The 26,768-nt window shown below is 61.9% G+C and carries 25 protein-coding genes, 1 pseudogene and 1 riboswitch; of the genes and pseudogenes, 10 read left to right on the top strand and 16 right to left on the bottom strand.

Going from position 1 to position 26,768, the window contains the following annotated elements:
- The first annotated feature begins 19 nt into the window (after nt 1–19).
- Together ABH922_RS27280 and ABH922_RS27275 are read left to right on the top strand one after the other, a co-directional pair.
- Nucleotides 20–376 (top strand): DoxX family protein, encoded by a 357-nt coding sequence (locus tag ABH922_RS27280; protein WP_424810340.1) that lies wholly within the window; start codon nt 20–22, stop codon nt 374–376.
- 441 nt (nt 377–817) lie between these two features.
- Nucleotides 818–2,503, top strand: coding sequence for an FAD-dependent oxidoreductase (locus ABH922_RS27275; RefSeq protein WP_424810154.1), 1,686 nt, complete (start codon nt 818–820; stop codon nt 2,501–2,503).
- A gap of 275 nt (nt 2,504–2,778) precedes the next feature.
- On the opposite strand, the gene ABH922_RS27270 is transcribed toward ABH922_RS27275, so the two are convergent.
- From ABH922_RS27270 to ABH922_RS27220, 11 genes are all read right to left on the bottom strand, one after another.
- Nucleotides 2,779–3,471, bottom strand: a complete 693-nt coding sequence (locus ABH922_RS27270) for a GntR family transcriptional regulator (protein WP_424810153.1) — start codon at nt 3,469–3,471, stop codon at nt 2,779–2,781.
- Nucleotides 3,472–3,631: 160 nt separating this feature from the next.
- On the bottom strand, nt 3,632–4,066 hold the full coding sequence (locus ABH922_RS27265) for an acyl-CoA thioesterase (protein WP_424810330.1): 435 nt from the start codon (nt 4,064–4,066) through the stop codon (nt 3,632–3,634).
- Between the two features lie 39 nt (nt 4,067–4,105).
- Entirely contained in the window at nt 4,106–6,013 is a 1,908-nt protein-coding gene (locus ABH922_RS27260; protein ID WP_424810152.1) for an APC family permease, read from the bottom strand.
- A gap of 395 nt (nt 6,014–6,408) precedes the next feature.
- Nucleotides 6,409–7,929 carry an aldehyde dehydrogenase (NADP(+)) gene (locus tag ABH922_RS27255; RefSeq protein ID WP_424810151.1) on the bottom strand — a complete coding sequence of 507 codons (1,521 nt, stop codon included), beginning with the start codon at nt 7,927–7,929 and terminating at the stop codon, nt 6,409–6,411.
- Nucleotides 7,930–7,985: 56 nt separating this feature from the next.
- Nucleotides 7,986–8,252: a hypothetical protein gene (locus tag ABH922_RS27250; RefSeq protein WP_424810150.1), complete on the bottom strand. Its 267-nt coding sequence runs from the start codon at nt 8,250–8,252 to the stop codon at nt 7,986–7,988.
- 154 nt (nt 8,253–8,406) lie between these two features.
- Nucleotides 8,407–9,357, bottom strand: a complete 951-nt coding sequence (locus ABH922_RS27245) for an ornithine cyclodeaminase family protein (RefSeq protein WP_424810149.1) — start codon at nt 9,355–9,357, stop codon at nt 8,407–8,409.
- 129 nt (nt 9,358–9,486) lie between these two features.
- Nucleotides 9,487–10,488 (bottom strand): proline racemase family protein, encoded by a 1,002-nt coding sequence (locus tag ABH922_RS27240; protein WP_424810148.1) that lies wholly within the window; start codon nt 10,486–10,488, stop codon nt 9,487–9,489.
- A 3-nt stretch (nt 10,489–10,491) separates the two neighbouring features.
- Nucleotides 10,492–11,400, bottom strand: a complete 909-nt coding sequence (locus ABH922_RS27235) for a dihydrodipicolinate synthase family protein (protein ID WP_424810147.1) — start codon at nt 11,398–11,400, stop codon at nt 10,492–10,494.
- Between the two features lie 127 nt (nt 11,401–11,527).
- Entirely contained in the window at nt 11,528–12,949 is a 1,422-nt protein-coding gene (locus ABH922_RS27230; RefSeq protein ID WP_424810146.1) for an FAD-dependent oxidoreductase, read from the bottom strand.
- Entirely contained in the window at nt 12,930–13,211 is a 282-nt protein-coding gene (locus ABH922_RS27225; protein ID WP_424810144.1) for a (2Fe-2S)-binding protein, read from the bottom strand. The genes ABH922_RS27230 and ABH922_RS27225 overlap by 20 nt, the downstream gene beginning before the upstream one ends.
- A complete protein-coding gene (locus tag ABH922_RS27220) occupies nt 13,208–14,383 on the bottom strand; it encodes an NAD(P)/FAD-dependent oxidoreductase (RefSeq protein WP_424810142.1) in 1,176 nt (391 codons plus the stop codon). Before ABH922_RS27220 ends, ABH922_RS27225 begins: the two co-directional genes overlap by 4 nt.
- 788 nt (nt 14,384–15,171) lie before the next feature.
- Between ABH922_RS27220 and ABH922_RS27215 the strand changes: the two genes are divergently transcribed.
- The gene (locus ABH922_RS27215; protein WP_424810141.1) at nt 15,172–15,471 is read left to right on the top strand and encodes a hypothetical protein; all 300 of its coding nucleotides are present in this window, start codon (nt 15,172–15,174) and stop codon (nt 15,469–15,471) included.
- Here the strand turns inward: ABH922_RS27215 and ABH922_RS27210 are convergent.
- Complete coding sequence (locus tag ABH922_RS27210) at nt 15,461–15,586, bottom strand: hypothetical protein (RefSeq protein ID WP_424810140.1); 126 nt, start codon at nt 15,584–15,586, stop codon at nt 15,461–15,463. The genes ABH922_RS27215 and ABH922_RS27210 overlap by 11 nt on opposite strands.
- A 175-nt stretch (nt 15,587–15,761) precedes the next feature.
- Between ABH922_RS27210 and ABH922_RS27205 the strand changes: the two genes are divergently transcribed.
- Nucleotides 15,762–16,829 (top strand): MFS transporter, encoded by a 1,068-nt coding sequence (locus ABH922_RS27205; RefSeq protein ID WP_424810139.1) that lies wholly within the window; start codon nt 15,762–15,764, stop codon nt 16,827–16,829.
- A 69-nt stretch (nt 16,830–16,898) separates the two neighbouring features.
- On the opposite strand, the gene ABH922_RS27200 is transcribed toward ABH922_RS27205, so the two are convergent.
- Nucleotides 16,899–18,068: a sensor histidine kinase gene (locus ABH922_RS27200; RefSeq protein ID WP_424810138.1), complete on the bottom strand. Its 1,170-nt coding sequence runs from the start codon at nt 18,066–18,068 to the stop codon at nt 16,899–16,901.
- Nucleotides 18,068–18,760 carry a response regulator transcription factor gene (locus tag ABH922_RS27195; RefSeq protein WP_424810137.1) on the bottom strand — a complete coding sequence of 231 codons (693 nt, stop codon included), beginning with the start codon at nt 18,758–18,760 and terminating at the stop codon, nt 18,068–18,070. The genes ABH922_RS27200 and ABH922_RS27195 overlap by 1 nt, the downstream gene beginning before the upstream one ends.
- A gap of 147 nt (nt 18,761–18,907) precedes the next feature.
- On the opposite strand from ABH922_RS27195, the gene ABH922_RS27190 reads away from it, so the two are divergent.
- The 4 genes and pseudogenes from ABH922_RS27190 to ABH922_RS27175 all read left to right on the top strand — a co-directional run bounded on the left by ABH922_RS27190 (nt 18,908) and on the right by ABH922_RS27175 (nt 22,936).
- Nucleotides 18,908–19,360 carry a DM13 domain-containing protein gene (locus ABH922_RS27190; protein ID WP_424810136.1) on the top strand — a complete coding sequence of 151 codons (453 nt, stop codon included), beginning with the start codon at nt 18,908–18,910 and terminating at the stop codon, nt 19,358–19,360.
- Nucleotides 19,360–19,785, top strand: a pseudogene (locus ABH922_RS27185) (DoxX family membrane protein); the annotation flags it as partial. The gene ABH922_RS27190 and the pseudogene ABH922_RS27185, both read left to right, overlap by 1 nt.
- Nucleotides 19,786–20,291: 506 nt before the next feature.
- Nucleotides 20,292–20,404, top strand: a riboswitch (SAM riboswitch).
- A 54-nt stretch (nt 20,405–20,458) separates the two neighbouring features.
- Nucleotides 20,459–21,544: an LLM class flavin-dependent oxidoreductase gene (locus tag ABH922_RS27180; RefSeq protein WP_424810135.1), complete on the top strand. Its 1,086-nt coding sequence runs from the start codon at nt 20,459–20,461 to the stop codon at nt 21,542–21,544.
- Nucleotides 21,545–21,568: 24 nt separating this feature from the next.
- Nucleotides 21,569–22,936, top strand: a complete 1,368-nt coding sequence (locus ABH922_RS27175) for an NtaA/DmoA family FMN-dependent monooxygenase (RefSeq protein WP_424810134.1) — start codon at nt 21,569–21,571, stop codon at nt 22,934–22,936.
- Nucleotides 22,937–23,013: 77 nt separating this feature from the next.
- On the opposite strand, the gene ABH922_RS27170 is transcribed toward ABH922_RS27175, so the two are convergent.
- Together ABH922_RS27170 and ABH922_RS27165 are read right to left on the bottom strand one after the other, a co-directional pair.
- Nucleotides 23,014–24,474, bottom strand: coding sequence for an MFS transporter (locus tag ABH922_RS27170; RefSeq protein WP_424810133.1), 1,461 nt, complete (start codon nt 24,472–24,474; stop codon nt 23,014–23,016).
- 94 nt (nt 24,475–24,568) lie between these two features.
- Nucleotides 24,569–24,925: an ArsR/SmtB family transcription factor gene (locus ABH922_RS27165; protein WP_424810132.1), complete on the bottom strand. Its 357-nt coding sequence runs from the start codon at nt 24,923–24,925 to the stop codon at nt 24,569–24,571.
- A 358-nt stretch (nt 24,926–25,283) separates the two neighbouring features.
- Here ABH922_RS27165 and ABH922_RS27160 point away from each other — a divergent pair, with 358 nt between their 5' ends.
- Together ABH922_RS27160 and ABH922_RS27155 are read left to right on the top strand one after the other, a co-directional pair.
- Nucleotides 25,284–26,516, top strand: a complete 1,233-nt coding sequence (locus ABH922_RS27160; RefSeq protein WP_424810131.1) for a cytochrome P450 — start codon at nt 25,284–25,286, stop codon at nt 26,514–26,516.
- Nucleotides 26,513–26,731 (top strand): ferredoxin, encoded by a 219-nt coding sequence (locus tag ABH922_RS27155; RefSeq protein ID WP_424810130.1) that lies wholly within the window; start codon nt 26,513–26,515, stop codon nt 26,729–26,731. The genes ABH922_RS27160 and ABH922_RS27155 overlap by 4 nt, the downstream gene beginning before the upstream one ends.
- The last annotated feature ends 37 nt before the right edge of the window (nt 26,732–26,768 follow it).

Here is a 26,768-nt window from a genome sequence, read left to right as displayed (position 1 = left end):
CTCCAACCTGCTTGGATGCATGCACGACTTGCAGCGTTTACCGAGATTGGAAGCCGGGGCACTCCTCGCTGCCGGCCTCTTCACCAGTGTCGCAGCAATGGCATTCGTCGCTTTGATGACCGTAGCTGCGCTGACCGACCACCGAGGAAAGGGGTTCTTCGTCTTCAAGGGCGGATGGGAGTACACCGCCGTGGTAGGCGTCACCGCACTGGCCCTCGCCTTCAGCGGCCCCGGTGACTGGTCACTCGATGCAGTATTCGGCCTCGATGTCGCCGGTATTGGAATCGGTCTGCTATCCGGGGCAATCGGTGTCGGCGCGGGTTTAATCCTGATCTCCGTCTGCCGGCTGCCAAGCAAGGCACCTAGCGGCAAGTGATCAGGAAATTGTCAAACAATTTGGTGTGCAGAAGTTTTCGATCACGAAGACCCCAGAAAAACACCCCTGGGCGGCCATGGATCGGGCTTCACGCCTGGAAACGGTTGACCCGACCGGTACAGCACGAGAGCTGCGGGATACGTCGGTGGTCGAGCAACACACGGTGGCATATCTACCACACGAAGTCCGGAATCCTTTGCGCGCCGACGGAACCTACCAATCATCTCGGGTCGGTCGGTTTCGACTACAGGCCGACCCTTGGAGCCTGTGGGATCTTCACCGATCTACGTTCTTCCAACCGGGTATTGTGTAGGCTTCGAGGCGAAGCAGCTTTGTTGCTCTGATCATCTTCTGGCGCAATGATTCGCGCCCCAATCGCAACATTGTGGTCCATCCGAGAACTGCGGTCTCGATAGGGTACTCGCAAGTTAGGAAAGAACTGTGGCTTATGTGATTACGCAGGCGTGCTGCAATGATGCTTCATGCGCGGACGTGTGTCCTGTCAACTGTATTCGTCCGACGCCGGACGAGCCTGAATTCGCGACGACGGAGATGCTCTACATCGATCCACAGACGTGCATCGACTGTAGTGCGTGCGTGGACGAGTGCCCGGTCGACGCGATCTTCGCCGACTTCGAACTCAGTGAGGCCCAAGCGATCTATTCCGAGATCAATGCCGACTACTTCGAGAAGCATCCGATCGGCCCGGCCTTGCCTCAACCAGACCAGCCACGCCCCCCCAGCGCCGACCTAGGCACGCTGAGGGTGGCTATCGTCGGCTCCGGTCCGGCAGCGTGTTACGCCGCGATCGAGCTCAGCGCACGCCCGCGCGTCGAGATCGACATGTTCGACCGTCTTCCCACACCGTACGGACTGGTCCGTGCGGGCGTCGCACCCGACCACCCCGGTACGAAGGGTGTCATCGACGTGTTTCGTTCAGTGCTTAACAAGCGGTCGGTTCAGTGTCACTTCAACGTTGAGGTTGGCAACCACGTCACCCACGAAGAACTGCTGCAACATCACCATGCCGTCATATATGCGGTCGGTGCAGCCAGTGACCGCCGTCTCGAAGTACCCGGTGAAGACTTGGCCGGATCACACGCTGCGACCGAGTTCGTCGCCTGGTACAATGGTCACCCGGACTACGCGAGCCGCACATTCGACCTGTCCGGTGTGCGCGCGGTGATCATCGGAAACGGCAACGTCGCGCTCGATGTAGCGCGGATCCTCGTCACCGACCCGAACGAGCTTGCGACGACCGATATCGCCGAACATGCTCTCGAAGCGCTGCGGCACAGCAACGTACGCGAGGTCGTCCTCGTCGGACGTCGCGGCCCGGCGCAGGCGGCATACACAAACCCCGAGTTGATCGCACTTGGGCAGATGGCTGACGTGGATATCGTGGTGGATCCTGACGAAGTCGTTCTCGATTCGGTCAGCCGCCGGTGGATCGACGGTCCGGACTCGGAGCACTCCGAGAAACTCAAGGTTCGCCAGGTCGAGGAGTTCGCCAAGCGCACGGCCACCAACGGCCGCAAACGAATCGTGCTGCGTTACCTCGCGTCGCCCGAACAGATTCTCGGAATCGACCACGTCGAAGGCATCCGACTGGTGCGCAACGAACTCGTTGCCGACGAGGCAGGCACGCTGTCAGCCCGACCAAGCGATCACACAGAGACACTCGACACCGGCCTGGTACTCCGTTCGATCGGCTACAAAGGTCTGCCGGTGCCGGACCTGCCGTTCGACGAACGTAGTGGCGTCGTGGTCAATGAGAACGGCCGGGTAGTTGATCCGGAAATCGGCTCCCCGATCCCCGGTGTCTACGTTGCAGGCTGGATCAAACGCGGGCCCACAGGTGTCATCGGCACCAACAAACATTGCTCGGCGGCCACAGTAGACCTCCTGTTCTCAGATTTCACGAGTGGCGTACTCACGCAACCGAGCAGCGACCCGGAACATTTCGCGGAACTGATCGGTCGGCGGCAGCCGGACGCGATCGACTTCCGCGGCTGGCAGCGCATCGACAAACAGGAGCGGCTTCTCGGCGACGAGAGCGGGAGGCCACGGACCAAGATCGTCGATCTCTCGGCAATGCTCGACGCGGCTTGGGGCGAAGCAAACTGAAACCCGGGTGCAAAGCCTCGAGTAATACATTGGTACAACCACACTTCGTGGTTGTCGTGCACCGCACATGTCTACCGGTGATTTCAGTCGGCCAACCTGATACCGACGGCCTTCAGGAAGCAGCCGGCGCGGCGGGTTAACCTTAGATGACCCACTTAATTTCACGGAATCTGTTTAATCACATAACCTTTCCGTGCAGCAACAAAGTGCGAGATCGACTACACCCGTCGGCAATACAGACTGTTCGGCCACTGACTTCGACCCCGGGATCGAAGTCAGATAGGGTCCGAGCCTCGATCTGCCCAGATTCCTCGAACATGACCGATGTGTCGACGCATGAGGGCTTCCGCACCCATCGCGTCGCCTGCCTCGACGAGATCGAGGATCTCTGCATGCTCGTGTGACGACGGGATGAGTTCGCCGCGCTCTGCGAGGGTCTTGAGTCCGTAGATACGCGATCGAGCGCGAAGTGATCGAACCGTGTCGACAAGTTGAGCGTTACCCCCGAGAGCCAGCAACCCGGAATGGAATTCCATGTCGATGGTGACGTGCGCGAGCAGGTCGTGCTCGACTGCCGCCTTCTCGATACCCAAGGCAAGTGGGCGCAGGGCCTCGATGTCGGCGACCGCAACGCCTAGTTCGGCGATCCGGCGAACAGTGGGAACCTCGATCAGCAGACGCAACGCGGTGAGGTTGTCCAACTCTTCCTCGGACGGCTCTTTGACGCGGAAGCCCTTGTTTCGAACGGCCTCGACCAAGCCTTCTTTTGCGAGATCGATCATCGCCTCCCGCACCGGGGTCGCGGACACTCCGAATTGTTCGGCGAGTACCGGGGCGGAATATACCTCGTTTGGGCGTAGCGCACCGGAAATTACTGCACCGCGCAGGGTTTCGATGATTTCCTCACGCATATTCCGTCGCGGAAGGAATGCCGCCAGTACGGGAGCCACGTGGCCACTCGCGGACATCGGATTCCTCCTGCATCGTTCAACCAGCGGACGGAACAACACAGACCAAATCCCGGGCCTGTCCTGCTCGACTTGCATGTCGATGGTAGCAGGGCGATACCATGTTACATGGCATCGATCCTCGATCGACATGTCACATCGCTTGGATCTCCGCTGCCAACTATTGGCGTGCTGCGAGGTTCCGAAAGGCACGACGCCGACGCCGGGCCGCCTCGTAACGCAGATGCGCGACGTCGCCTTCCAGAGCTATCGGCGGGACGGCACTGGGGCGACCGTCCTCGTCGACGGCGACCATGGTGAAGTACGAACTGTTGGTGTGGCGGCTATGCCCGGTGCCGATGTCCTCGGTGTCGACTCGAATACCGATCTCCATCGAGGTTCGACCGGTGTAGTTCACGGACGCCGAAAACGTGACCAGTTCGCCGACATGAATGGGTTCGCGGAAGACGACGCGGTCGACCGAGATCGTGACTACGTAGGACCGCGCATATTTGCTCGCGCAGGCATAGGCTACCTGGTCGAGTAGCTTGAGAAGTGCTCCGCCGTGGACATTTCCGGAGAAGTTACTCATGTCGGGTGTCATGAGAACGGACATGTAGAGTGAGCGCGGCCCTGCCTCGACTGCTACCACCGGTCACACCTGGTGATCGCGGCGCGACTCTGCATTCTCGCTGCGCTCGTCGCGAGAACGTGCCAACGCTTCTTCCGACCTCAATACGTCGAGAATTTCTTCAGTCGCGAATCCGCTGCGAGTTGCCCAGACTGCGCTGGCCAATCCGGCAGCGAAGACCATCAACGCCGTCCAAAGGTCGCCGAAGACCTTCTCGTGACCGTTGGTCGTGTCGGTAATGTAGGAGGCAACCATCGCAACGAGTAGCGATACCGGCAACCAGACAGATGCCGCTACCTGCTTCCGACCGTCGGCATTACTTGCCACCCACAGAACAGCCAGTGTTGCGAACACAACGGCCACGAACAACCCGATGAAGGTCCAATCGTCGAGACTGTCGGCCCGTTTGGTGGTGCCCACCGTGAGAATCCACCCCCCGGCCCACGCGAGTACAACCCAGACAGCGGTGAAGGTGATCGCGATCGTGTAGCCGGCGGCATGACCGAACCAGCCAAGTCGGGGACCTATGTAGGCAGCCGAGATCGGCAGCGCAAAAAAGAAAATGGTGAGTAGGTTCGTCAACGTCCACCAACCGGCGAAGTAGATGACCAGCAACGATGCTGCATGCGCGAATCCGCAGACGAATCCTGCTGCAGGTAGCCGGATAGGACGGGTGAGTTCAGGTGCGGTCCGCCGCAATACCATGACCAGGGGGCTACCCATCAGGTAGCTGACGATGAGCGCAGTGGAAACCAGTCCCACCATCTGATACCAACTCGGAGCGGGAAAGAGAAAAAGCAGACTGACGACGGCACACAAGGTCATCGCCACCCACGGCACTCCGAAGCGGTTGAGCCGCTGAAAGATGGTCGGTAGTGAGCCGTTGACGGAGTTCGCGTAGGTGGTACGACCCGAGATTCCGGCGAAGGTCAACCCGGTGACGGCAGGCGCGGCGACAGCATCCATCAACAAGATCGTGCCAAACCAGGCGAATCCCGCCACTGCCAGCGCATCGACCAGCGGTGAAGCCGCCCAGTTGCTTTCGCTCAGACCTGCCCAGTCTCCGGGTGCCAGACCCAGACTGGACCAGTCCATCACCCCGAGGAATCCAATTTGCAGCGTCAGGTAGATGACTAGCGGGATGATCAGGCCCCCGACGACAATCGCGATCGGCAAGTGCTTGCGCGGGTTCTCGGATTCACCGCCGAAATCGGCAATGACTCGGATCGCGTTGAAAGCGAAGACAACTCCGCCTGCAGTCATTGCATGAAAGATCGCAGAGGTACCGAGAGGTGCGAATCCACCGTACTGCGTGACGTTTTCCGACTTGAATGCAGTGAACAACAAGATCGCAACCGCAATCGGGATGACGATCTTCCACAATGACAGCCAAGCACTGGTCTTCGCGAGAACCTTGACCCCGAAAACGTTGAGGACGAAGAACAACGCGATCAACCCTGCCGCCCCGACGATACCGTTCGGCCAGGTCAACATCGTGACCCCGTCAACGACGTGCAGTAAGTGCAGATTCGGAAATTGCCCACCGAGATAGGTCAGTGCGGCCAGCGCTTCGATCGGCGGCAACGTGATACACGCGATCATGTAGCCCCACCCGTTCATCCAACTCAGCAGGGATCCGTGGGTGAACTGGGGACCGCGCACACTGATGCCGGTACGGGGCAGCGCGGTCGAGGCCTCGAGCCATGGGATTGCCATGATTGTGAAGACGATTCCACCGAATATCCAGGTGACAATCGCGGCCGGCCCTGCCAACCCCGCCGTGGCAAGAGGAGCGAGCAGCCACGAGGCGCCGATCTGGACTGTGACCGCAATCGCGATGAGTTGCCACAGTCCGATCTTGCGTTGCAGGTGAGAGTCGGACTGCTCGAACTCTCCGAACGCAATATCGGGAGGGGTGTGTGATGAAGTCATGGTGTTTCCTACTCGTGTGTCGCGCTGTACCTGTGATGTCGACGGCTTCTACGGATTGACCCGTGCTCTCGTTGTACAACGACGCGTCCACATCTGTTGCGCCGCAATTGGAAACGAGTCGGAGACGTATCCTTACCGGTACCTCACAGTACAATGTCACAGGTCACATTGCCTAGACTATTCGGTGAGAAGAAATTTCTCACCGTGAGAAACTGCAGATTCCCCGGAAACGGCCGACGCGACCTCTCGATTTTCGGGGTCCGCCATTTTCATCTCGTCGGCATCGTCCGCTCAACATCGCGGCTCCCCGAATGCGGCCCGCGGCGGACCGAGAAAAGCAGACCCTCTTCGTATTTCGCAATGAGGGCCTGGCTCTTCGGTTGAACGACGAATGCTCAGTCCGCGACGCGCAGTACTCCGTCGATCCGGCGCGGGATCTGAGTGCAGTTGTCGCGCAGCTCTTCCGGGAGAACAGATTCAGGTGCGTCCTGAAAAGTGATCGGCCGCAGGAAACGCCGGATAGCGGTTGCCCCGACCGAGGTGTGGATCGAATTGGTCGAGGGCCAGGGCCCGCCATGTGTCTGCGCCCAGGACACTGCGACGCCGGTCGGGAATCCGTTGTAGATCACCCGCCCCGCCCGGGGTTCGACGACGGCGGTCAACTCCCGAGTGAGATCCGATTCCTCGGGTCCTGTGTGCAACGTCGCGGTCAACGAGTGCGACAGGGTGTCGAGCGCTCGTGTCACACTCGTCGTTGTCGAGTCGGCGCTGAACCGCACCACAACCGTGACGGGCCCGAAGATCTCGTCGATCACACCATCGCCGAGAGCCTCTACAGTGGTTTCGAACAGCTTTGCCGCAACACTGAACCCCTCCCCGGCAGGCCGGCCCGTACCGACCTGCCGGATTTCCCGGCTCCGCCCGACAGCGACGGTGTCTTCGGAGTACGTGGTGTAGATCCGCTCGTTGAGCAGAGTTTGCGCTGGGACGCCCGCAACTGCGGAGCGGGCTGCCTCGACGAGCCGATCACCGTCCGCTCCGGCCGGCACCAGTACCAGTCCAGGCTTTGTGCACAACTGTCCCGATCCGGTAGTGATAGACGCGATGAGACCGCGCCCGATGTCTGCACCGCGCTCGGCAGCTGCGCCGGGAGTGACGATCACCGGGTTGATACTGCTCAGCTCGCCGTAAAACGGAATTGGCTCGCTGCGGGTACCGATGACCTCGAGTAGCGCCTTTCCTCCGTTCAGCGAGCCGGTGAATCCGACTGCTTTGATCGACGCATCCGCTACGAGGTCGGCACCGGCTCTGGTACCGAAAACGATGCCGAAGGTTCCAGCGGGGGAACACACCGCAGCTGCGGCGTCGCGCAGGATCTCGAAGGAGAGCTGCGAGGTCGCAGGATGCGAACTGTGCGCCTTGACGATTATCGGAGACCCGGCGGCAATCGCCGAGGCCGTGTCGCCCCCGAGTACGGAGAACGCAAAGGGAAAGTTGCTGGCACCGAATACTGCCACCGGCCCGATCGGCACCAGCATGCGGCGCAGGTCCGGGCGCGGTCCCATCGGGGTGTCGCTCGCTGGGTCGACGGTCGCCTCGAGGTAACCGCCATCGCGAACCACGTCGGCGAAAAACCGGAACTGAAAGACCGTGCGAGTCAGTTCCCCGCCGAGCTTGGCGTCGTTGAACCCGGTCTCCTGGGAGGCGGTGCGGATCAGGTCATCGCGCCGCTCCTCCACTGCGCCTGCGAGTGCATCGAGCAGATCCGCTCGGAAGAGACGTCCAAGCCGGCGCAGATCGGTGGCAGCGGCGTCCGCGGCCGCAGTGAGTCGAGCCACCTCCTCGGTGGTCGTGACGTGTGCAACGGGCGCGAGTGCAGCCCCGGTTCGCGGATCGATGCCGGCGATGGTGGTCATGATGTCCTTTCCAAGAAGTCAGTCGGGGTCGGTATTTCAATCGAGGTCGGTACCGATCACATGGAGCGCAACGTCAGAGCGCTACGGCGTGGGTAATCGGTGATCAGGCTGACCGTGCGATCACGCAATACGAGGTGGTGCATGCTGTAGTCGCCGAAAACGGCGAGAGAGCCGTGCTGTGCGACGCCGTCGAGGGTGATCCCAGAGTCGAACCGCGGCACCCGAGCCAGCACAACATGCAGATCTTCGATAACAGGAGTGCGATTCTCCCAGAACATGTCTGGGTTGTCGTCGAGGACAAATCGCGCCAGATGCGTGGTCATCAACCTTTGCATCCGTTCCCGAAGTAAAGGTGGTACGGATACGCGCCGACGAGCCGGGTGTCCGGTAGGTCAGTTCGACGGCGGTCACGTGGCCGTGATCGCTGAGCGCGAGGTTGGCGGTCATGAATTCTCCGGAGAACGGATGGGAACGGGCTCAGCTATGGGCAACGGCCGAAACCGCTTCTGCAACGACGACGTCTTCCCAGGACATACCGGAACTCTTGAACAGCACAGCCTGGTCTGCTCGCAGAAGTCGATCACCGCGCACAACGTCTTTCATCGGTATCAAGTCGGCGGCAACCAAGTCTGATTCGGCTATGGCCATGACGACGTCACCGCCCTCACGCAGCGCCGTGCCGACATCCTCGACGATCACCTGTGCGCGAGCGCAAAGCGCGGTGTCGACTTCCCGCCGATCCCGATCGTGCGACCCGACGGCGATCACGATCACATCCGATTTCGCGTCCGCGGAGTCGAAGACCGGGACCGCCGATCCGGTGGCACACACGATGACGTCCGCGCGCCGGACGGCGTCCTGAGCTTCGCACGAGCCGGCCGTCACCACGCGGGCATCGTGACCGGGAAGTCCTTCGACACTCCGAAGATTCCGCACGACATAGGTGACAGATGCGATAGTTCGGGTTCCGCTGACCACTCCGGCGATGGTGTCGACATGCCCGGTTCCCTGGGGGCCGGCGCCGAACACTGCCACCCGCAACGGCGTTCGGGAACGCAACAGCGCCGGTTTGACCGCAGCGACGGATACGGCAGGGGTTCGGAGTGTGGTGAGCGCAGTACCGTCGAACAGCGCTCGAGGTGTCAGAGTCTCGGCGTCGAAGAGGATGTAGACCGCCTGGATCAGGGTCAGCCCACGAGCGGGGTTTCCGGGCGCGACGGTAGCAACCTTCACGCCGGCGCTCGATCCGGACTGTGACGGCATGAGCAGGAGTTGGCCATGATCGACATCGAGGATTTGCCGCCGAAAGTCCTTGGCAGGCTCGATATCTCCACGCAGCGCATTCTCGATCGCATTCACTGCGGCGGCAGGGGTGAGTGAGTCGAACACGGTTTGTGCCGACAGGAAATCGATAGAATCGGTTGTCACCGTGATGACCTTTCGTCGGGATGTCGATTGACGGCGCACGGGCCCTCACGACGAATGCACCGCCGTGAAACGCGAATCGGCAATGGTGAGACCGGTTACATCGGCCTCACCACCACACTCGGGCCAGAGTCAGAGTTCGAATCCGGTAGGAAACGGGTCCTCTGGATCAAGCAGGTACTGCGCCGTCCCGGTGATCCATGCACGCCCCGTGATAGTGGGCGTGACAGTGGTGATATCCCCGATGGCACCTCGGTCGACGAGACGGCCGACGAACCGAGTGCCGATGAAGGACTCGTTGAGGAAGTCCGAGTTCACGTCGAGTTCGCCACGAGCGTGCAATTGCGCCATGCGAGCGCTGGTTCCGGTTCCGCACGGGGACCGGTCGAACATTCCCGGCGCTATCACCATCGCATGCCGTGAATGCATCGCGGTCGACCCGGGCGCAGCCATGTACACGTGATGGCACCCGGCGATTTCAGGGTTGGTCGGGTGCACGGGAAGGTCCTGTTCGTTGATGGCGGCGCTGATTGCCAGGCCTGCCTCCATGATCCGGCCCTTGTTGGCACGATCGAATTCGATTCCCAATGTCTCGAGTTCGACGACGGCATAGAAATTTCCGCCGTATGCAATGTCGTAGGGCACCGAACCCCACTGCCCGACGTCGACTCGTCGATCGAGGCCGAGGGCGAACGACGGAACGTTCGTCAACGTCACCTTGCCAGCAACTCCGTCCGCGACGTCGACATCGGCGACGACCAGGCCTGCCGGTGTGTCGAGGCGAATGGTGGTCACCGGTTCGTTGACCTCGACCATTCCGGTCTCGACGAGTACCGTCGCAACCCCCATGGTGCCGTGCCCGCACATGGGAAGACACCCGGAGACTTCGATGTAGAGCACGCCGTAGTCCGCGTCGGGGCGAGTCGGTGGCTGCAAGATCGCCCCGCTCATGGCCGAATGTCCCCGCGGTTCGTTCATCAACAGTTTTCGAATGTGGTCGAGGTTCTCGATGAAATACCGGCGACGGTCGAACATGGTGGCGCCGGGAATGGTCCCGACGCCACCGGTCACGACCCGAGTCGGCATGCCCTCGGTATGAGAGTCGACCGCATGAAAGACCCGGTTGCTACGCATGGGTCAGGCCAGTCCCTCTGCGACAGCTTTTTCAGTCGCCGCACGGACCAGCTTCTCCTGCTCCGCGGTGAGCGGAACACGCGGCGGGCGGCTCGGACCGCCGTAGCGACCCACGATGTCCATACTGAGCTTGATCGCCTGTACGAACTCGGTCTTGGAATCCCAACGCAGCAGCGAGTGCAACGATTTGTACAGCTCGAGTGCCGATTCGATCTTGCCTGCCGAAGCCTCTTCCCAAATCTGAACACTGGTGCGGGGCAGAGCATTCGGATAACCGGAGATCCAGCCCGGCGAACCGGCGACGGCGAACTCGAGTGCAACGTCGTCAGTTCCGCACAATACATCGAGTTCGGGAGCGGATTCGGTGATCTCGTAGTAGCGACGGACATCGCCGGAGAACTCCTTCACACCGGAGATCAGGCCCTCGGCATGCAACTCGGCGAGAAGCTCCGGGGTCAGATCGACCTTGGTGTCGAACGGGTTGTTGTATGCCACGATCGGTACACCGACCTCCGCGACGATCCGGTAGTGCTCGACCACTGCGCGGCGATCCGCACGGTATGCGTTGGGCGGCAGCAGCATCACCGCAGGAGCGCCTGCTTCGGCAGCTTGCTCGGTCCAGCGGCGCGCTTCGTCGGCACCGTACGCAGCAACACCGGGCATGATCGTGAAGCCCTTCGGTGCCGCCTCGATCGCGGTCGTGACGACGCGGGCACGCTCTTCCGGTGTGAGGTTGTGGTATTCGCCCAGCGAGCCGTTGGGCGTGGCGCCGCTACAACCGTTCTCCGCGAGCCATGCGATGTGCTCGCCGAAACCGTCGAAGTCGATCTCCAGGGTCCTTCCACCGCGGTCGTGCATCGGCAGTGCAGTGGCGACCAGCACTCCGTGCCAAGGTGCCTTCGGTGCGTTCATGTGCCCTCCAGTAGTCAAGTGTCCCGGATTCTCCCGAAACTGCGGAACTTCCGTCCCGTTCACTATGCCATGTGACATGTAAAATTGTATAGACTTGAATGAGAATGTGCTCGCCACTTCGCAAAGGTCAGTTAGGTTCAGCGGTCGCGGCCAAATCTCCCAACAACACTGGTTGACCAATGGGCCTACCGGCGACACCTCGCAGATCGGCAACAGTGACATCACGGTTACCTCGAGCTGCAACCAGGCAACTGGTGGCGTATCCACAGACCCGGCCCTGGCACATACCCATTCCTGGTCGGGCGTAGAGCTTGACCGCTCGGGAATCGACGGCGCCGAGTTCGTCGACGGCAGTGTCGACTGCCGAAGCCTCGACCTCCTCACATCGACAGACGATCGTGTTCGGCTCCAGCCAGCCGGTCCATCCGCTCGGGACGGGGAAGGTGCTGTGCATCGCCCTGGCGAAGGAATGCAACGCCGCGCGTTGACGTCGAAGACGCCGCAACGCTGTGCGATCGGCGGCGGCACCGACAACGGCGGCGGCCGCGTGCAGCCCGGCTATGCGGCCTTCGACGACCGACGCGGCAGCACCGGAGACACCGCAGGATTCGCCCGCGAGATAGATCCCGGCGACCGAACTGGATTGCGCGTCGTCCGCCACCGCGATCAAACTTCCGTCGATGTCGAGAACCGTCTCGCAGCCGAGTTGAAGTGGAATCTCGAGTTGCGGCGTGAATCCGTATCCGACCGCGACAGTGTCGCAGTCGATCCTCGACTCGGTTCCCGGGAGGACGTTCCAGTCCCGATCAAGTTTGGCAGTGGTGACACCGACGACTTCGTCGTCACCGTGCGCCGCAACGACGGCGGTGCGCGTGCGGTAGGGAATGCGGTGTCTGATCATCGTCCGCACGTACTCGGCACCTTCGCCGAGCTTGGCGGCATTGCGCCCAAGCGCCACGGGGAACCTACCGAACCCGGCCGGATGACCCGCTTCGAAAACTCCGACGACCTCGCCTCCCGCGTCGGCCAGACCGGCGGCTACGGCCAAGAGGAACGGCCCAGTCCCCGATACGACAAATCGGCGGCCCGCGAGGACTCCCTGTCCCTTGAGGAGCGCCTGAACTGCGCCCGCGGCGTATACACCCGGGAGCGTCCATCCAGGGAAAGGGAGCTGGCGGTCGTAGGCGCCGGTCGCGACGACCAGTGCCCGGCTGTCGATGACCTGTTCACCGGACGGAGTACTCGCGTGCGCGGAAAATCCGCCGCCGGTGCGTTCGACGTGCCAGACGGAGTGGAACGGCAGGTGGTCGATCAAGTCACTGTTGGTGGCCAAGTCTGCGCGCAGACTCGTGAAAGTCGACCAATCGTGGTGCAGCGCACCGGTGTCGTTGTCACGGTTACGCCAATACTGCCCGCCCGGTCGGGCACCGGCATCGACAAGGGCAATACGGGCCCCGGCTCGCGCCGCAGAAGTCGCGGCAGCCAATCCGGCCGGTCCGGCGCCGAGAACTGTCAGATCGTAGGGGGACTCAACACGAGAGGTTGCCATGACCTGCTCCTTCCTGGGTGGTGATGACGTCATCCGGGCGAACCTCGATCAGGCAAGCTCGGCGGTTCGGTTCACCGTTGACCGTAATCAGGCAGTCGAAGCAGATACCGATGCCGCAGAACACACCGCGGGGAGCATCCCCGACTCTGGTGCGACGCCACGAGCGGCGACCACCGGCGATCAGGGCCGCAGCGATACTCTGCCCCGGCTCGGCCGCAACCGGGTGATCGTCGAACTGGAACTCGAATCTCGTGGTGCTCATGCAACAGCCTCCTCGAAGCGGTCGGGGCGGAACGGGAACAGGTCCAGAGCAGGCGTGGTCTCTGAAACAATCTGAGCGACAAGCAATCCGGTGCCAGTAGCCAGTCCGATTCCGGCGCCTTCATGACCGGTGGCATGAATCAGTCCCGGAGCGCGCGGATCAGCACCGATGACCGGAAGGTGGTCGGGGCAGTACGGCCGAAACCCGAGATAGGTGCGCAGTAGCGCAACATCGGACAAGAAGGGGAAGACTCCGATCGCCTGCGCGGCCAGCTTGCGGATCACCGGAAGGGACACCGAGCGGTCGAAGCCGACCCGTTCCCTGCTTGCTCCGATCAGGACCGTACCTGCGCTGGTTCCTTCGACCACCACCGACGTCTCGAGCCCCGCATCACTGCTCGCGACGTTGGCAACATACTCGGCGGTGTAGACCTTGTGTCGGATCGCCCGCGGCAGCGGCTCGGTGACCAGGACGAATCCTTTGCGGGGCAGCACGGGGACGGGCGCACCGGCCAATTCGGCGATCGGTCCGCTCCATGTCCCTGCGGCATTGACGGTCCATGCCCCGCGTACAACGGGCATGACAGCAGAATCGGTGCGCACTCCGATGACGGCCCCACCCGGTCCGTGCAGGAAACCGACAACCGATGTACCGGAGAGGACCGTCCCACCGCGTGCGCGTACATGTTGCAGAAGCCGCGCGGTGGTCAGCATCGGCTGCACCTGGCTGTCCTGCGGGTAGAAGGCACCGCCGACGGCATCTGGCGTCACATTGGGCTCGAGGTCGAGTAACTCGTCCTGCGAGATGTCGATCGCATCGATTCCCACTCGCCGTTGCGACGCCGTCAGCGACTGCAAGCCCGTGGACGTGGAATCCGAGGTGGCCACCACGACACCACCTTTGGCCTGATACTCCAGTCTGTCGGCACCCAGACGAGCGGCCACATCGGCCCACAATCGGGATGACAACAGTGCCAGATCCAGTTCCGGACCCGGATGTTTGTCGGAGAGCAGGATGTTGCCTTCACATGCCGCCGTCGTACCGCCGCCGATGGCGCCACGCTCGATCACGGTGACCTCGAGGCCCGCCTCCGAACAGTAATACGCGCACGCCGCGCCGATCACTCCGCCGCCGATGACGACAACCCCATTGCTGTAGCCAAATTCCACCATGCCAGTAGTATGTCACATTGCATTTAGTTCGTGAATCCACAATTTTCGTATGACCGGGCAACATTGCCGGCAATACGAACAGCACAAACCTGGTTGCCTTCCGCCACCTCATCGACACTGCACTACTAGTCGTCCGCGTATCCGTGACGACTACCGACAGACCGGCCTCGGGTAGCAGCGACTCCGAACCTGCAGCTATGGGCCATCGATAGGTCTGGGCCATAGCTGTGGACCTACACGCGGCCTCCGGACTGCGCTGGGCCCGCTGGGCGAGATCCGCAGCGAACCAGATCTGCGCAATCCACCCAGTCAGCTGACCGGAATTTCACCGCCCCGCCCTGAACCCACCGACGAACACCTCGATTGTCCGTCGACAACTCTTCACTCCGACAAATTTCGGATCCACCTCGGCCCGATTCTGCTCCGCATGACAAAATCCCTGGCGGCCACAGTGACGGAACTTCCGCCCGTCTAGTCCCCGCTTCCACTACGCAATTCGTCGTATATGTTGCCGACACAGGTATTGCCATCACCTTGAATCGACTTGGCGGGACCTTTCACGAACCCAGCCTGCTCTGGCGGCCCGAACGACGATTCGATCGATCCCTTCCGAGCGATCGCTACCGCCGCCGGACGGCCGTAGATGCATGTCGACGGCCGTTCACCGGCCGAACACAATCACGTAGAAAACTCGTCATCGACCATCAGAGCATGGATAGCGTGATTCGACATTCCGGACGCACGGATATCGTTGGGCAAAGTTCGGTAAGTACCCACGAGGAGATTCCATGACCCTGACCACGACCTGTATTTCAGCCCTCGCCGCGAGCGGCCTCGTCGGCGGATATGCCGTCGCCCGCCAGAGTGGAAACCGCAAACTCGGCGGCGCCGTACTCGGAATCGTCGGATCGGTGTGCGGGACGTACTGGGCGCGCACGAGTGGACCGGCACGGACAACCGCGCTCGTCTCAACCTATGTAGGCGCGTTCGGAGCCTCACATCCCCTCGCGAAGAAGATCGGCCCCTGGCCGTCGGTCGCCGTCGTCGCCGCAGGCACCGCGATTGCATCTCAACTGATCAGCAAGTAACTCCGCTCGATCCGTCCCGGTAGATCTCGTCGACACTGCAACGGGCATCCTCGAACGGGGCGTCCAGTGCGCACAGCGGTTGCCCTGCCACCAGGACCGTGTCCGGCACGGACATCGGTCGATTCATGACGGAGTACCGGTCCCGCCCATCGAATACACACGCCGGCCATGGAGTCGGAACGTGTCAATGCCTCACCGTGACGTGAGCATTGCGCGTTCTGCATGTCCTGCACGCAATGTACGCAATGCGTGCAGAACACGCATCCCTTGTATGAACAGGAATGTCACGGATGCTCCATAATCCGCGAACCTCTGCATTGGCTTTCGGCATCATTCGTGACGAGCTTCCATCGTGTGAGGTTGCCCGAGCGGTAGGGGTGATCGGTGCACTCCTCGCTGTCGGTACAGGTCTCGGAATTGTGCTAGCCGGCCCCATTGTCTCGTTGTTGAGTTATCGTTGGCTGTTCATCATCCCGTTCGTCGTCACCGCCGTCGCCGCTATTGCCACCCAGGTTCTGGTGCCGGAATCGCCGGTGACGACACCCGGAAAGATCAACTGGCTCAATGCATCATTGCTATCTGTCTGGCTGATCGCACTACTTCTCGCTGTCAGCCAAGCCTCGTCGTGGGGGTGGTTGTCGACGACGGCGCTCGTGCTGATTGCCGTCGCAATCGTAATCGCGGTGTTGTGGGTGATTGCGGAGTCACGCTCGGACAATCCGTTGATCGACATGCAGATGATGCGCATCCGATCGGTGTGGACGGCAAACCTGGTGGCGTTGCTGCTCGGTGTGGGCATGTACGCCTCTTTCGGTTTTCTACCGCAGTTTTTACAAGCACCGACGGAATACGGATACGGTTTCGGAGCATCGGTCACCGAATCCGGCTTGACGTTATTGCCCATGACAATCGGCACTTTCGTATCCAGTATCTACACCGGCCGGTTGTCGGAACGGTACGGCTCCAAGAGTGTCCTTGCGACGGGAGTTCTGATCGCCGCCGCCGGCTTCTTCGTCGTCGCACTGATGCACGGACACCAGCGGGACATCTACGTGGCCAGCGCGATCATCGGTATCGGACTCGGGTTGGCATTTGCCGCGATGTCCACCGTCGTGGTCGCAGCTGTCCCCCTTGACCAGACCGGTGTCGCCAGCGGCATGAACGCCAACATCAGGACTATCGGAGGATCGCTGGGTGCCGCCGCGATGGCAAGCATCGTAGCGGTGGGCGCGTCCCCCTCCGGCGTGCCTCTCGAGTCCGGCTACACAAACGGATATCTGATGCTCGGCGGTATTTGCATTGTCGCAGTATTCGCTGCCCTGCTCATTCCGAAACAGCCGAACCTACCATCCCTGTGAAACCACACGTGAATAATAGATCAGCGCCTAAAATGCGTCCGAGATTCGACCCGGCGATGTCATGGACCATCACATCGAGATTCCCTGTCGGCGCTGATCGAGTCCTTGGAGCGGAAGGGTGACGTCCAAGCAGAAACCACCTTCGACGGATCTGGCGTACACGTCTCCGCCGTGCGCGTGGACGATGCCACGAACGATCGCGAGCCCGAGACCTGCGCCCGAGGCAACACCAGATGACGAGTCTGCCTGCCGAGCGGCATCTCCTCGCCATCCCACGTCGAACATGCGCCCCAGGTCTTCGGTCGACACCCCTGACCCGTGATCGAGGATGCTCAACACCAGGTGCCCGTCGTCACGCGTGGTCGCCGAGATGAGGATTTCGGATCCGTCCGGGGTGTACCGGATGCCGTTGGCAAGAAGATTTCCGATCGCCCGAGTCAATTCACGGGCGTCACCCCACAGCGTGTGCCCTGTCATACCGTTCTGGCGTATCCGGATATCACGCTGCAAGGCAACTTCCTGCACGTCGGACACCGCATCGGAGACGAGGTCGAGTAAGTCGACGATCTCGCATCGCAGACCGAACGATCCGCTCTCGATCCGTGAAAGCTCGAACAGATCGTCGACCATGTGATTGACGGTATCCACCTTGTCCCTGATCAACCGCACGTACAGGTCGGGGTCTGCGACGACACCCTCACCGAGAGCTTCTGCCATTGCCCGAATTCCAGCGAGAGGAGTGCGTAGATCGTGCGAAATCCATGCGAAGAACTGACGGCGCGCGGCATCGAGCTTGTCGATCTCGGACCGCGCGTCGGCCAATCTCTGTGACGTCTCGGACAGTTGTTCGGAGAGTTCGTTGAACTCGCGCCAACCAGGGTTTTGCGGGTCGAGCACATCGCCGTCCGCGATCTGTCGGGTGGAGCGGATCAAACTCGAAATCGACCGTTTCGCAACACGGGTGGTGATCAGCCATGCAGCACCCACACTCATCAGCGTCGAGACGGCCATCACCCAGCCGAGCACCACCAGATCATGAGCGGAGAAGAACATTTCGATCAGTACCATGATCGTCGAGCAGGCTATCGACAGCACCGCAGCCGCAACAACGACAACGAATTGAGACGCTATCGAACCATGCCTGTTGATGCGCAACACAATCCACGCCACGGCAGTGATCACCGCGGTACACGTCACCGTCGTTCCGACGATCAGCAACAAATCATGCACGGCCGGCATCAGGAATCAGCACCTGTACCGAACTGGTAACCCGCGCCCCACACTGTGACCAGGTGGCACGGAAACCGCGGATCTTCCTCGATCTTCTCGCGCAGCCGCCGGACATGCACAGTCACCGTCGACGCATCTCCAAACCCCCATCCCCACACTTCACGCAGTAATTCCTCACGGCCGACCACACGACCGGCATTGCGGATCAAGTACACGAGGAGCTCGAACTCTCGTGTGGTCAAGGAGATCTCGTCGCCTTTCGTCCATACCCGCCGACGCGTGAGATCGACTCTGAACTGATCTGCCTCGATGATCGTCTGCACTCCCCCTGCACTCCGGCGACGCAAGAGTGCCTGCGCCCGAAGCTGAAGCTCGCGCATGGAGAACGGCTTACCGAGATAGTCGTCGGCACCACGTTCGAGCCCCTCGATACGCTCGTCGACCGCGGACAGCGCAGTCAGCATCATGATCGGCACGTCCGAGTAGCTGCGCACTTCACGGCATACGTCGTCTCCACTGCGACCCGGGAGCATCCGATCGACGATCATGAGATCCGGTATTTGCGCACGAGCAGCGTTGCCTGCACTGATTCCGTCGCCGTACTCCGTCACTTCCATGCCGGCGGCACGCAGGTACTCCCCCACGACCGATCTGACCGTCGGGTCGTCCTCCACAAGCATCACACGAGGTACAGAATTCACGACTCGACAATAGCGTCGACCCGACGGTATCCCCCGATTCTTACAGTCTCGACATAGTCCATTACGGGCTTGTCATATCCGAATGCATGCCGAGCTCGCGGTGATTGAGTGGGTGGGCAAGATTTCCTCAGGAAAGGACTCCACACCGTGCGTACCAAAGTCGGCATCGCCATCGCATCACTGTCATTGACGCTCGTGCTGGGCGCATGCAGCAGCCAGAACGACACCCCGGCAGCGGGTTCGAGCACCACCGTCGCCGATACTTCGGCGGCAGCGGCAATGACCCGAGGAACATCACACGAACTCTCCGGCACCTTCGCCGGCCTGAACGACAAGAAGGTCACCGGCGTCGCGAACGTAACCGGCAACACACTCACCCTCTCCGGCTTCTCGTCGGATGAAGGACCTGACCTCCACCTCTACCTCACCAACGGCACCGACGAGGCTGCCGTATCCGTGGGAGTCGAACTCGGAAGCGTCGCTTTCGCGAACGCATCCCAGACCTTCACCCTCAACGGTGCGAACGCATCGACCTTCACCGACCTCGTCGTTCACTGCGACAAGGCCAAGGCCGTGTTCGGCGCGGCAAGCCTTTCCTGATGGGGCGCAACCGGTTCTCTGCTCTCGTCGCACCGGTGTTTGCCGGTGCGACGAGAGTCGCCCTCGGCGCACTGTGGCTGCACGAGGGCCTTGTCAAGTATCGGGCTCATTTCGGCCGTGCCGACATTCTTCTCGTCGTCGACAGCACGTCGACGAACACTCGTGTCCCAGATCTCTACAAGATCTTCACCACCGACGTCCTGGGAACAATGCCCGGACCGTTCGGAATCGTCGTTCCGGCGGTGGAAACCGGTCTGGGAATCGCACTCGTCGTCGGGGTGTTCACGCGGGCGACTGCAACAATCTCGGCACTGGCTTTGTGCACGTACTGGCTCGCCGATCAGTTGACCGGGCAGTATCCGACGATGACGGCGCTGTCCGTCCTGGTGATTCTGTGGCCGATACCGTCTTCCACATTGTCGCTGCCGACCCTGCTCGGGAGGCGGCGGAGGGCGCCATACAGCGGATCTGCGTGCAGTCGTCGACGAGCAGAATCTCGACGACACGGCTTAGAGCGATCGGGGTGGCATCGGAGGCGCCCGAACGTGCGAGGCCGGGGACCTGTAGCCGATCCTGCCGGTACGCCTCGAGAATCGGCAGCGCGCACAGAGGCAGTATCAAGCAGCCACCCCTATCCGTGCCTCCATACCTGCGGTGACGAGTGAAACGGGGCGGAGGGATTTGCAGGAACAGCATGAAGCCGATCCGGGCCTGCGCGGTGGCGCCGGTGCGGGTAACAGGTCGTCGGGCCGGGGTGATCAGCCTGATGGTGTTTCCACGCAGGCAGCAACGACGGCAGATTCGGCGCGGTATCGAGTTTTCGAATCTGCCGGATCGAAACACTGGGCATTGACCTCGCTACCAGATATACAAGTTTGGCGTTGGGGCGCAGAGGTTTTCGGTACGAACTACGCATGTTAGATTGAGCTGCGGTCATGAGTACCAGCGTCAAGCCCTGGCTTGCTGGTCGGCAACCCTCCTGCGCGGTGGGGTGCTCCAGGTGACGACCGGGCGGGATCAGAGCAGATTCCGCAAGCGCGCAGGGGTGAGGACTGGAGCCCCGGTGTGCGTCCGCACTCATCCGAAAGGTCTTTGATCGTGGTTGGTTCGCCTGATTTTCTACACCTGGCAATCGAGATAGACGGCGCGGGAAGTCATCCCGCTGCGTGGCGGGCGTGGGGACACCCGCCCGAGCAGTTGCTCTCGCCCCGCATTCTTCGATCGACCACAGCAGCCGCGGAGAAAGCCGGGATCTCACTCGTCACCTTCGCCGACACGGTGGTACCGGAAAGCGCGCCGTATCCGGTGGGCAGATTGGATGCCGGGACCCGCGCCGCGTACCTCGCCTCGACAACCGACCGAATCGGACTCGCGCCGACGGTACAGACACTGACCACCGAGCCTTTCCACGTCGCCACCCAACTCGCCGGCCTCGATCACGCGTCGAGAGGACGCGCCGCCTGGGTGGTTGGCGCGGACAACTCCGCCGACGCCAACGATGCCGTCGGTTTCGCGGCCCGGAGCACCGAAGCCGCACGAGCCGAGGTCCGAGACGTCGTGGACCTCGCCCGTCGACTGTGGGATTCGTGGGAAGACGACGCCGTCATTCGTGATGCCGCAACCGGCCGCTACCTCGACCCCGACAAAGTCCACCATGTCCGATTTTCCGGCGAGTTCTTCGACGTCGTCGGCCCGCTGATCACCCCACGACCCCCGCAGGGACAGATCGTGGTCGTGGGTGACGCGGATCTGGGTGTGTCGGATCTTCTCGACATCACGCTGGTCTCCGGCCGCGACGAGACCGCGATCGCCGAAGGCGCTGCCCGACACGACGGATTGACCTTCGCCGAGATCGAGATCGTTCTCGACGACTCCGGCCAGGCGGCACAGTCCCGCCTCACCGCACTCGACGACCACGCGACGTGGCACGACAGTGGGCGGTTCCGTTTCGTCGGTTCCGCACCGGAATTCGTCGACTTGCTACGGTCCCTGACGGGCACCGTCGACGGTGTCCGGATCCATCCCGCCGTCGCCACCACCGATCTGGGCGTTCTGTACCAGAGCGTCGTTCCCGCACTGCAGGAGCTGTCCCTACACCGTGCGCCGCAGGTCGGCGCGACCCTACGCGAGACGCTGGGGTTGCCGCGCCCTGTCAGCCGCTACGCATCGCCGTCGACCCGCTAGTCACATACCTCTGAGGAGTTCGCCATGACCACTCCGGACACCGGAGCGCCGTACGACGCCGAAGCGCAAGTTCACCTCGGTGTGTTCTATCCGGGAATCGGCCCGCAGACCGTGTGGGAGGATCCGAAAGCCGCGGACCAAGTTTCCGCCGACACCTTCGTGACGGTGGCCCAGACCCTCGAGCGGGGACTGTTCGACGCCTTCTTCCTCGGCGACGGCCAACGCGTTCGTGAGAACCGGGGCGCGGTGTTGGCCACCGACATCGCCGGCCGTCCCGACGCCATCACGCAACTGTCGGCACTGGCGGGTGTGACCGATCGAATCGGCTTGGTTGCCACCCAGAACACCACCTACAGTCTTCCCGTCGACCTGATCCGCCGGCTCGCGAGCCTGGACCTCCTGTCCGACGGCCGGGCGGGCTGGAACATCGTCACTACCGACAATGCCTGGACGGGCGAGAACTTTCGTCGCGGCGGCTGGCTTCCACACGAGCGCCGCTACGAACGAGCCACCGAACTCGTCGAACTGGCCAAACAGTACTGGGGCGCATGGTCTCTCGGCGACGTCGCATCGAGCGTCGACGCCGACTCGTGGTTGCCGGGCAGCACCGCCGATGTCACCCGAACATCCGACATCCTGCGCGCCCGCGCGACGCCCACAGTGCCCGGGAGCCGACAAGGACGCCCGGTCCTGTTCCAGGCCGGCGACTCCGACGGTGGCCGTGAACTTGCCGCCCGCCACGCCGATGTCGTGTTCTCGGCGAACACCGAATTCGACACCGCCGTCGCGTACGCGCGAGACCTTCGGACGCGACTCGCCACCCACGGCCGGTCTGCGGACTCTCTTCGTATCCTGCCCAGCGCCACCGTCGTCATCGGCGACACCGCTGCGGACGCCGACGAGAAGGCTCGCTGGCTCCGCGAGAGCGCCTACAATCCGCACCGCGCCATCGCCTATCTCGAACATTACTGGGGTCAAGACCTTTCGGCATACGACCCGGACGGTCCACTGCCCGACGTCGAACCCGTCGACGGCGAACTCGATCCGTCCCGAGGAACGATTCAGATCGCGGACCGCACCGGAAAACTCGACCAGATCGCGCGCTGGCGTGCACTCGCCGACGAAAAGGGACTCTCCATCCGACAGTTGGTGCTCGAGGTCGCCCCGAACTTTCGGTACGTCACCGGGACGGCAGGCGAGATCGCCGACCGCTGGGCGTACTCGGTCCGGCACCGAGTGGTCGACGGATTCAACATCAACCCGTACCACCTGACCGATTCGATCGACGACCTCGTCGACAAACTCGTCCCGGCCCTGCAGGAGAGAGGCGCGTACCGCACCGAGTACACCACCCATACCCTCCGCGAGCACCTGGGGTTGCCTGCGGTGTGAGTGATACCGGCACCGCAGAACGTGAATCGGCCCTGCATCCATCTGGGTGCAGGGCCGATTCCCGTTGACGCTCAGACCTACTCGATCACATCGGCGACCGATCGCTCGCGCCGATCCGAATCGGCGGTTCCGGTCTTCGAATCATCGGACACGCTGGATGTTTCGCTACCTTTTCGGCGCAGGCGCGTTGCGGCGAGCACCCCGAGGATCATGATGGCTGCGGCGATCATGACAGCAAAGCGGTCACCACCGGCGGAGCCACCGACGTGCGATCGAACGGTCGTGGAGACCGCAACGAGCACTGCCAGTCCAACGGCATTGCCTATGTTCAGAGCGGTGGACGCGAGGCCGTTTGCCACACCCTGTTCATGCGGGGCCACGGCAGTGCTCGCGACAATCCACATGGCGGTCCAGGTAACCCCCTGCCCTAGACCCGAAATGACCAAACCTGGTACGAGTGCCCAGTACGAAAGCGACGACGAGAAACCCAGAGCAAGCACGATGGTTCCCGGCAGTCCGAGAGCGAAACCGGCGAGCAGAGCGCGTTGTCCACCAACATGATTGAGGAGTCGTTCGCCCAACTGCGTACCGGTGGCGATTGCCACCGACGGCAGCAGAAAAGCCAGACCGGTCTGCAGCGCGGACAGCCGATGCACGTTCTGAAGCAGCACCGTGAGGAAATACGGTAGAGCGCCGAACGTGCCCATGTAGACGAAGGTCGTCATGACACCGACTGCGACGTTGCGATTGCCGAGCAGACGCAGAGGCATCAGCGGGTCGGTCGAGCGCGACTCGATGACGACGAACGAAACCGCTGCCGCAATCGAGATGGCAAGCGCAGTGATGATCGGCCACGTCCCCCATCCGTCGGCCGGACCTTGTACCAGTGCATACACGAACAACGTGGCTGCAAGGGTGACCGAGGCAGCTCCTGGCAGGTCGAACGTACGCGACTCGGACCGAGGGACATCGCGGGGTATCAGGGCGAATGCGGCCGCTGCGGCGACACCGGCCAGGACGACATTGACGAAGAACACTGCAGGCCAACCGAACCATTGGGACAGTACGCCACCGAGTAATGCACCCAACGTCAGTCCGCTGGCACCGGCGCCGCCCCATATGGCGAGAGCTCGGTTACGCACACGCCCTTCCGCGAAGAGGTTGCTGATCAGCGCCAATGTCGAGGGGAGAAGTAGTGCCCCGCCGACACCTTGAACAGCACGGGCAGCAATCAACATGAATGGCGCCGATGCGAAACCGCCGACCAGGGAACTGATTGCGTACAGCGCCAGGGCGGTCACGAATACACGTCGGCGCCCGAGGAGGTCCGCTGCTCGTCCGCCGAAGAGCAGGAAGCCTCCGGCGAAGACGGTGTACGCACTGACGACCCATTGCTGTGTCTGTCCGTCGAATCCGAGCGAGCGTCCGATGTCGGGCAGTGCGACGTACACGATGTTGATGTCGAGAGAGAAGATCAACTGAGCGAAGGCCAGGAGTGCCAACGACCAGCCCAGTCGCCTTCCTGTTGGTGCATTCATGCTGCCCCCACCGATTGAAAACTACGTTAGTACGTGAACAGTAGTCCTATTTTTGATGCGACTGCAACACGAATGGCCATGAAAAGCGGATCGTCTACGAGACCGCCGTAGGCGGGTCGGGAAGATACGCACCGATCGTGGTTTCGGCGACACTATCGGTGGCGAGAGCGGCGAGCACGGTCGGAAGGAATCCAGGAAAACGCGATTCGATGTCGTTGCGGCGCAGAGACAAGAGGTTTTCTCGACCCGAGGGTTCCTGATCGATGACACCGGCATCGCGGAGCACTCGCCAATGATGGGTCAGGGTCGACTTGGACACTCCGGTCACCAACGCACCGCAACGGTGCTGTTGGTTGTCGGCCAGTGCCGCCAGGATCGCCAGTCGGACAGGGTGACCCAATGCACTCAGTATCTCCTCGAACCGAATCTGGGACTTGTCGGGGATGGCCATGTGCCCGAGTCTACTTCCATCAGAGCTCGACCAGGCGAATCGTCCGGCACCAGGCGCATGCCCGCAGGTTCACGGCCACTGCCGAGATACGTCGACGATCTGCAGTTGTTTCTCCGGTAAGGATCGACCTGACGACCACCTGATCGATGACGTCGATCCACGCCGCCGGTCAACAGTCCGCTTCACACCTTGCTGAGCTCCTGCTTTTCCACGCCGATGCACCTATACGGCGTTCCAGGCAACGGAACAGCCCAGCATGGCATCCATCATGCGACCTCTAGATTCACCGGCACCGTGCGCGGCAACTACGAGGATCACCCTCCGGCCCCTGCCGCGTACCCGTACGAAGGAGCAAAGAATGGGTTCTTCCGAGGATCTCTCGTCAACTACCGGCACGGTGTCCAAGCTCAGCGACGCCGTCGTCGACCTCCTCGACCCGTGGGCCGGCTGGCAATCCTTGAGCGGTAGGAAACCTGTTGCAACTCAAAATGACCCGTCCGATGGAGCGTGTTGGTATCTCCTCGGATATCCCGATATGCGGAGCACGCTGCAGGACTATGCGCGTGCATCCAGCCAGAAGGATCCGGCCAAGAGAACGCCCGAGGATTTCGATCTCATTCCCGGCGAGGTGGATCCGCCGTCACATCGCAAGTACCGCAGTATACTCAACCCGTTCTTCTCGCCCGCACGTATCGCCGCACGGGAAGAGAACATTCGAGCATTCTGCATCGAACTCATCGAAGGATTCATCGCCGACGGATCGTGTGATTTCATGGAGAAATTCGCCTTCCTGTACCCCACCACTATTTTCCTCGACATGTTCGGCCTGGACGTGCAGCGATGCGAGGAGTTCGTCGAGCTGACACACCGGTACGCGAGGCCACGAATCGACACTGACCGGCGAGACGTAGAAGCGTCCATCGATGCTGCACTGACGGAACTGTTCGAGCAGCGGCGTATCGAACCGCGGGACGACCTTGCCAGCGAACTGCTCTGCGCCGAGATCGACGGGAAGCCGATCCCCGACGACGAACTTCTGAGCATCGGCCGTCTCATGTTCATCGCCGGCCTCGACACCGTCGCAGCCACTCTCGGGTGGTCGTTCCTGCACCTGGCAACCCGTTCCGACGATCGTGCCGCGCTGGTATCGAACCCCGAGCTCGCCGATTCGGCAGTCGAGGAGTTTCTGCGGTACTACTCGGTGATCACCGTCGCGCGCACCCTGACCGAGGACGTCACGATCAACGAATGCCCGATGCATGCCGGCGACAAACTCGTCATTCCCTTCGCGCCGGCCAATCGAGACACCGCCGAGTACGACCGCGCCGACGAATTCGTCATCGACCGCTACCCGAACCGCCACGTAGGTTTCGGGCTGGGACCACACCGCTGTCTGGGCTCTCATCTCGCGCGCACCGAATTGCGGATCGCATTGACGGAATGGCACTCCAGAATTCCCGAATACGCTCTGACACAACCAGATTCAGATCCAGAGATATCCGGACTCGAGCCACTGCTCGGGGAAGGCCTCTCCGTCCCCATGCTGGACCGGCTGCTCCTCAGCTGGCCGATCGCCGAGCCGGAAGCGTGACGAACGTGGCCGACGCCGGAGTCAGGAAGTTGACCCTTCGACGGGAGCTGTGCAGTGGGCATGCTCGGTGCCATGCCGTCGATCCGGAGATGTTCCCGATCGACGACGAGGGGTACTCCACACTGGAAACGACGGCCGTCGCGGACGATCGGATCGACATAGCCCGCGAAGGTGTGCATGCGTGCCCCGAGGTAGCGCTGGCCATCGAGGACTAGTTCAGCCAGATCCGGCGGTCCACGCGCAAGTGTGTGT

It is taken from the genome of Rhodococcus sp. 27YEA15 (assembly GCF_049739425.1).
Taxonomy (GTDB): domain Bacteria; phylum Actinomycetota; class Actinomycetes; order Mycobacteriales; family Mycobacteriaceae; genus Rhodococcus_F.
The sequence above is the reverse complement of the archived record's forward strand: the minus strand, read 5'-3'. Positions and strand labels throughout refer to the sequence as shown.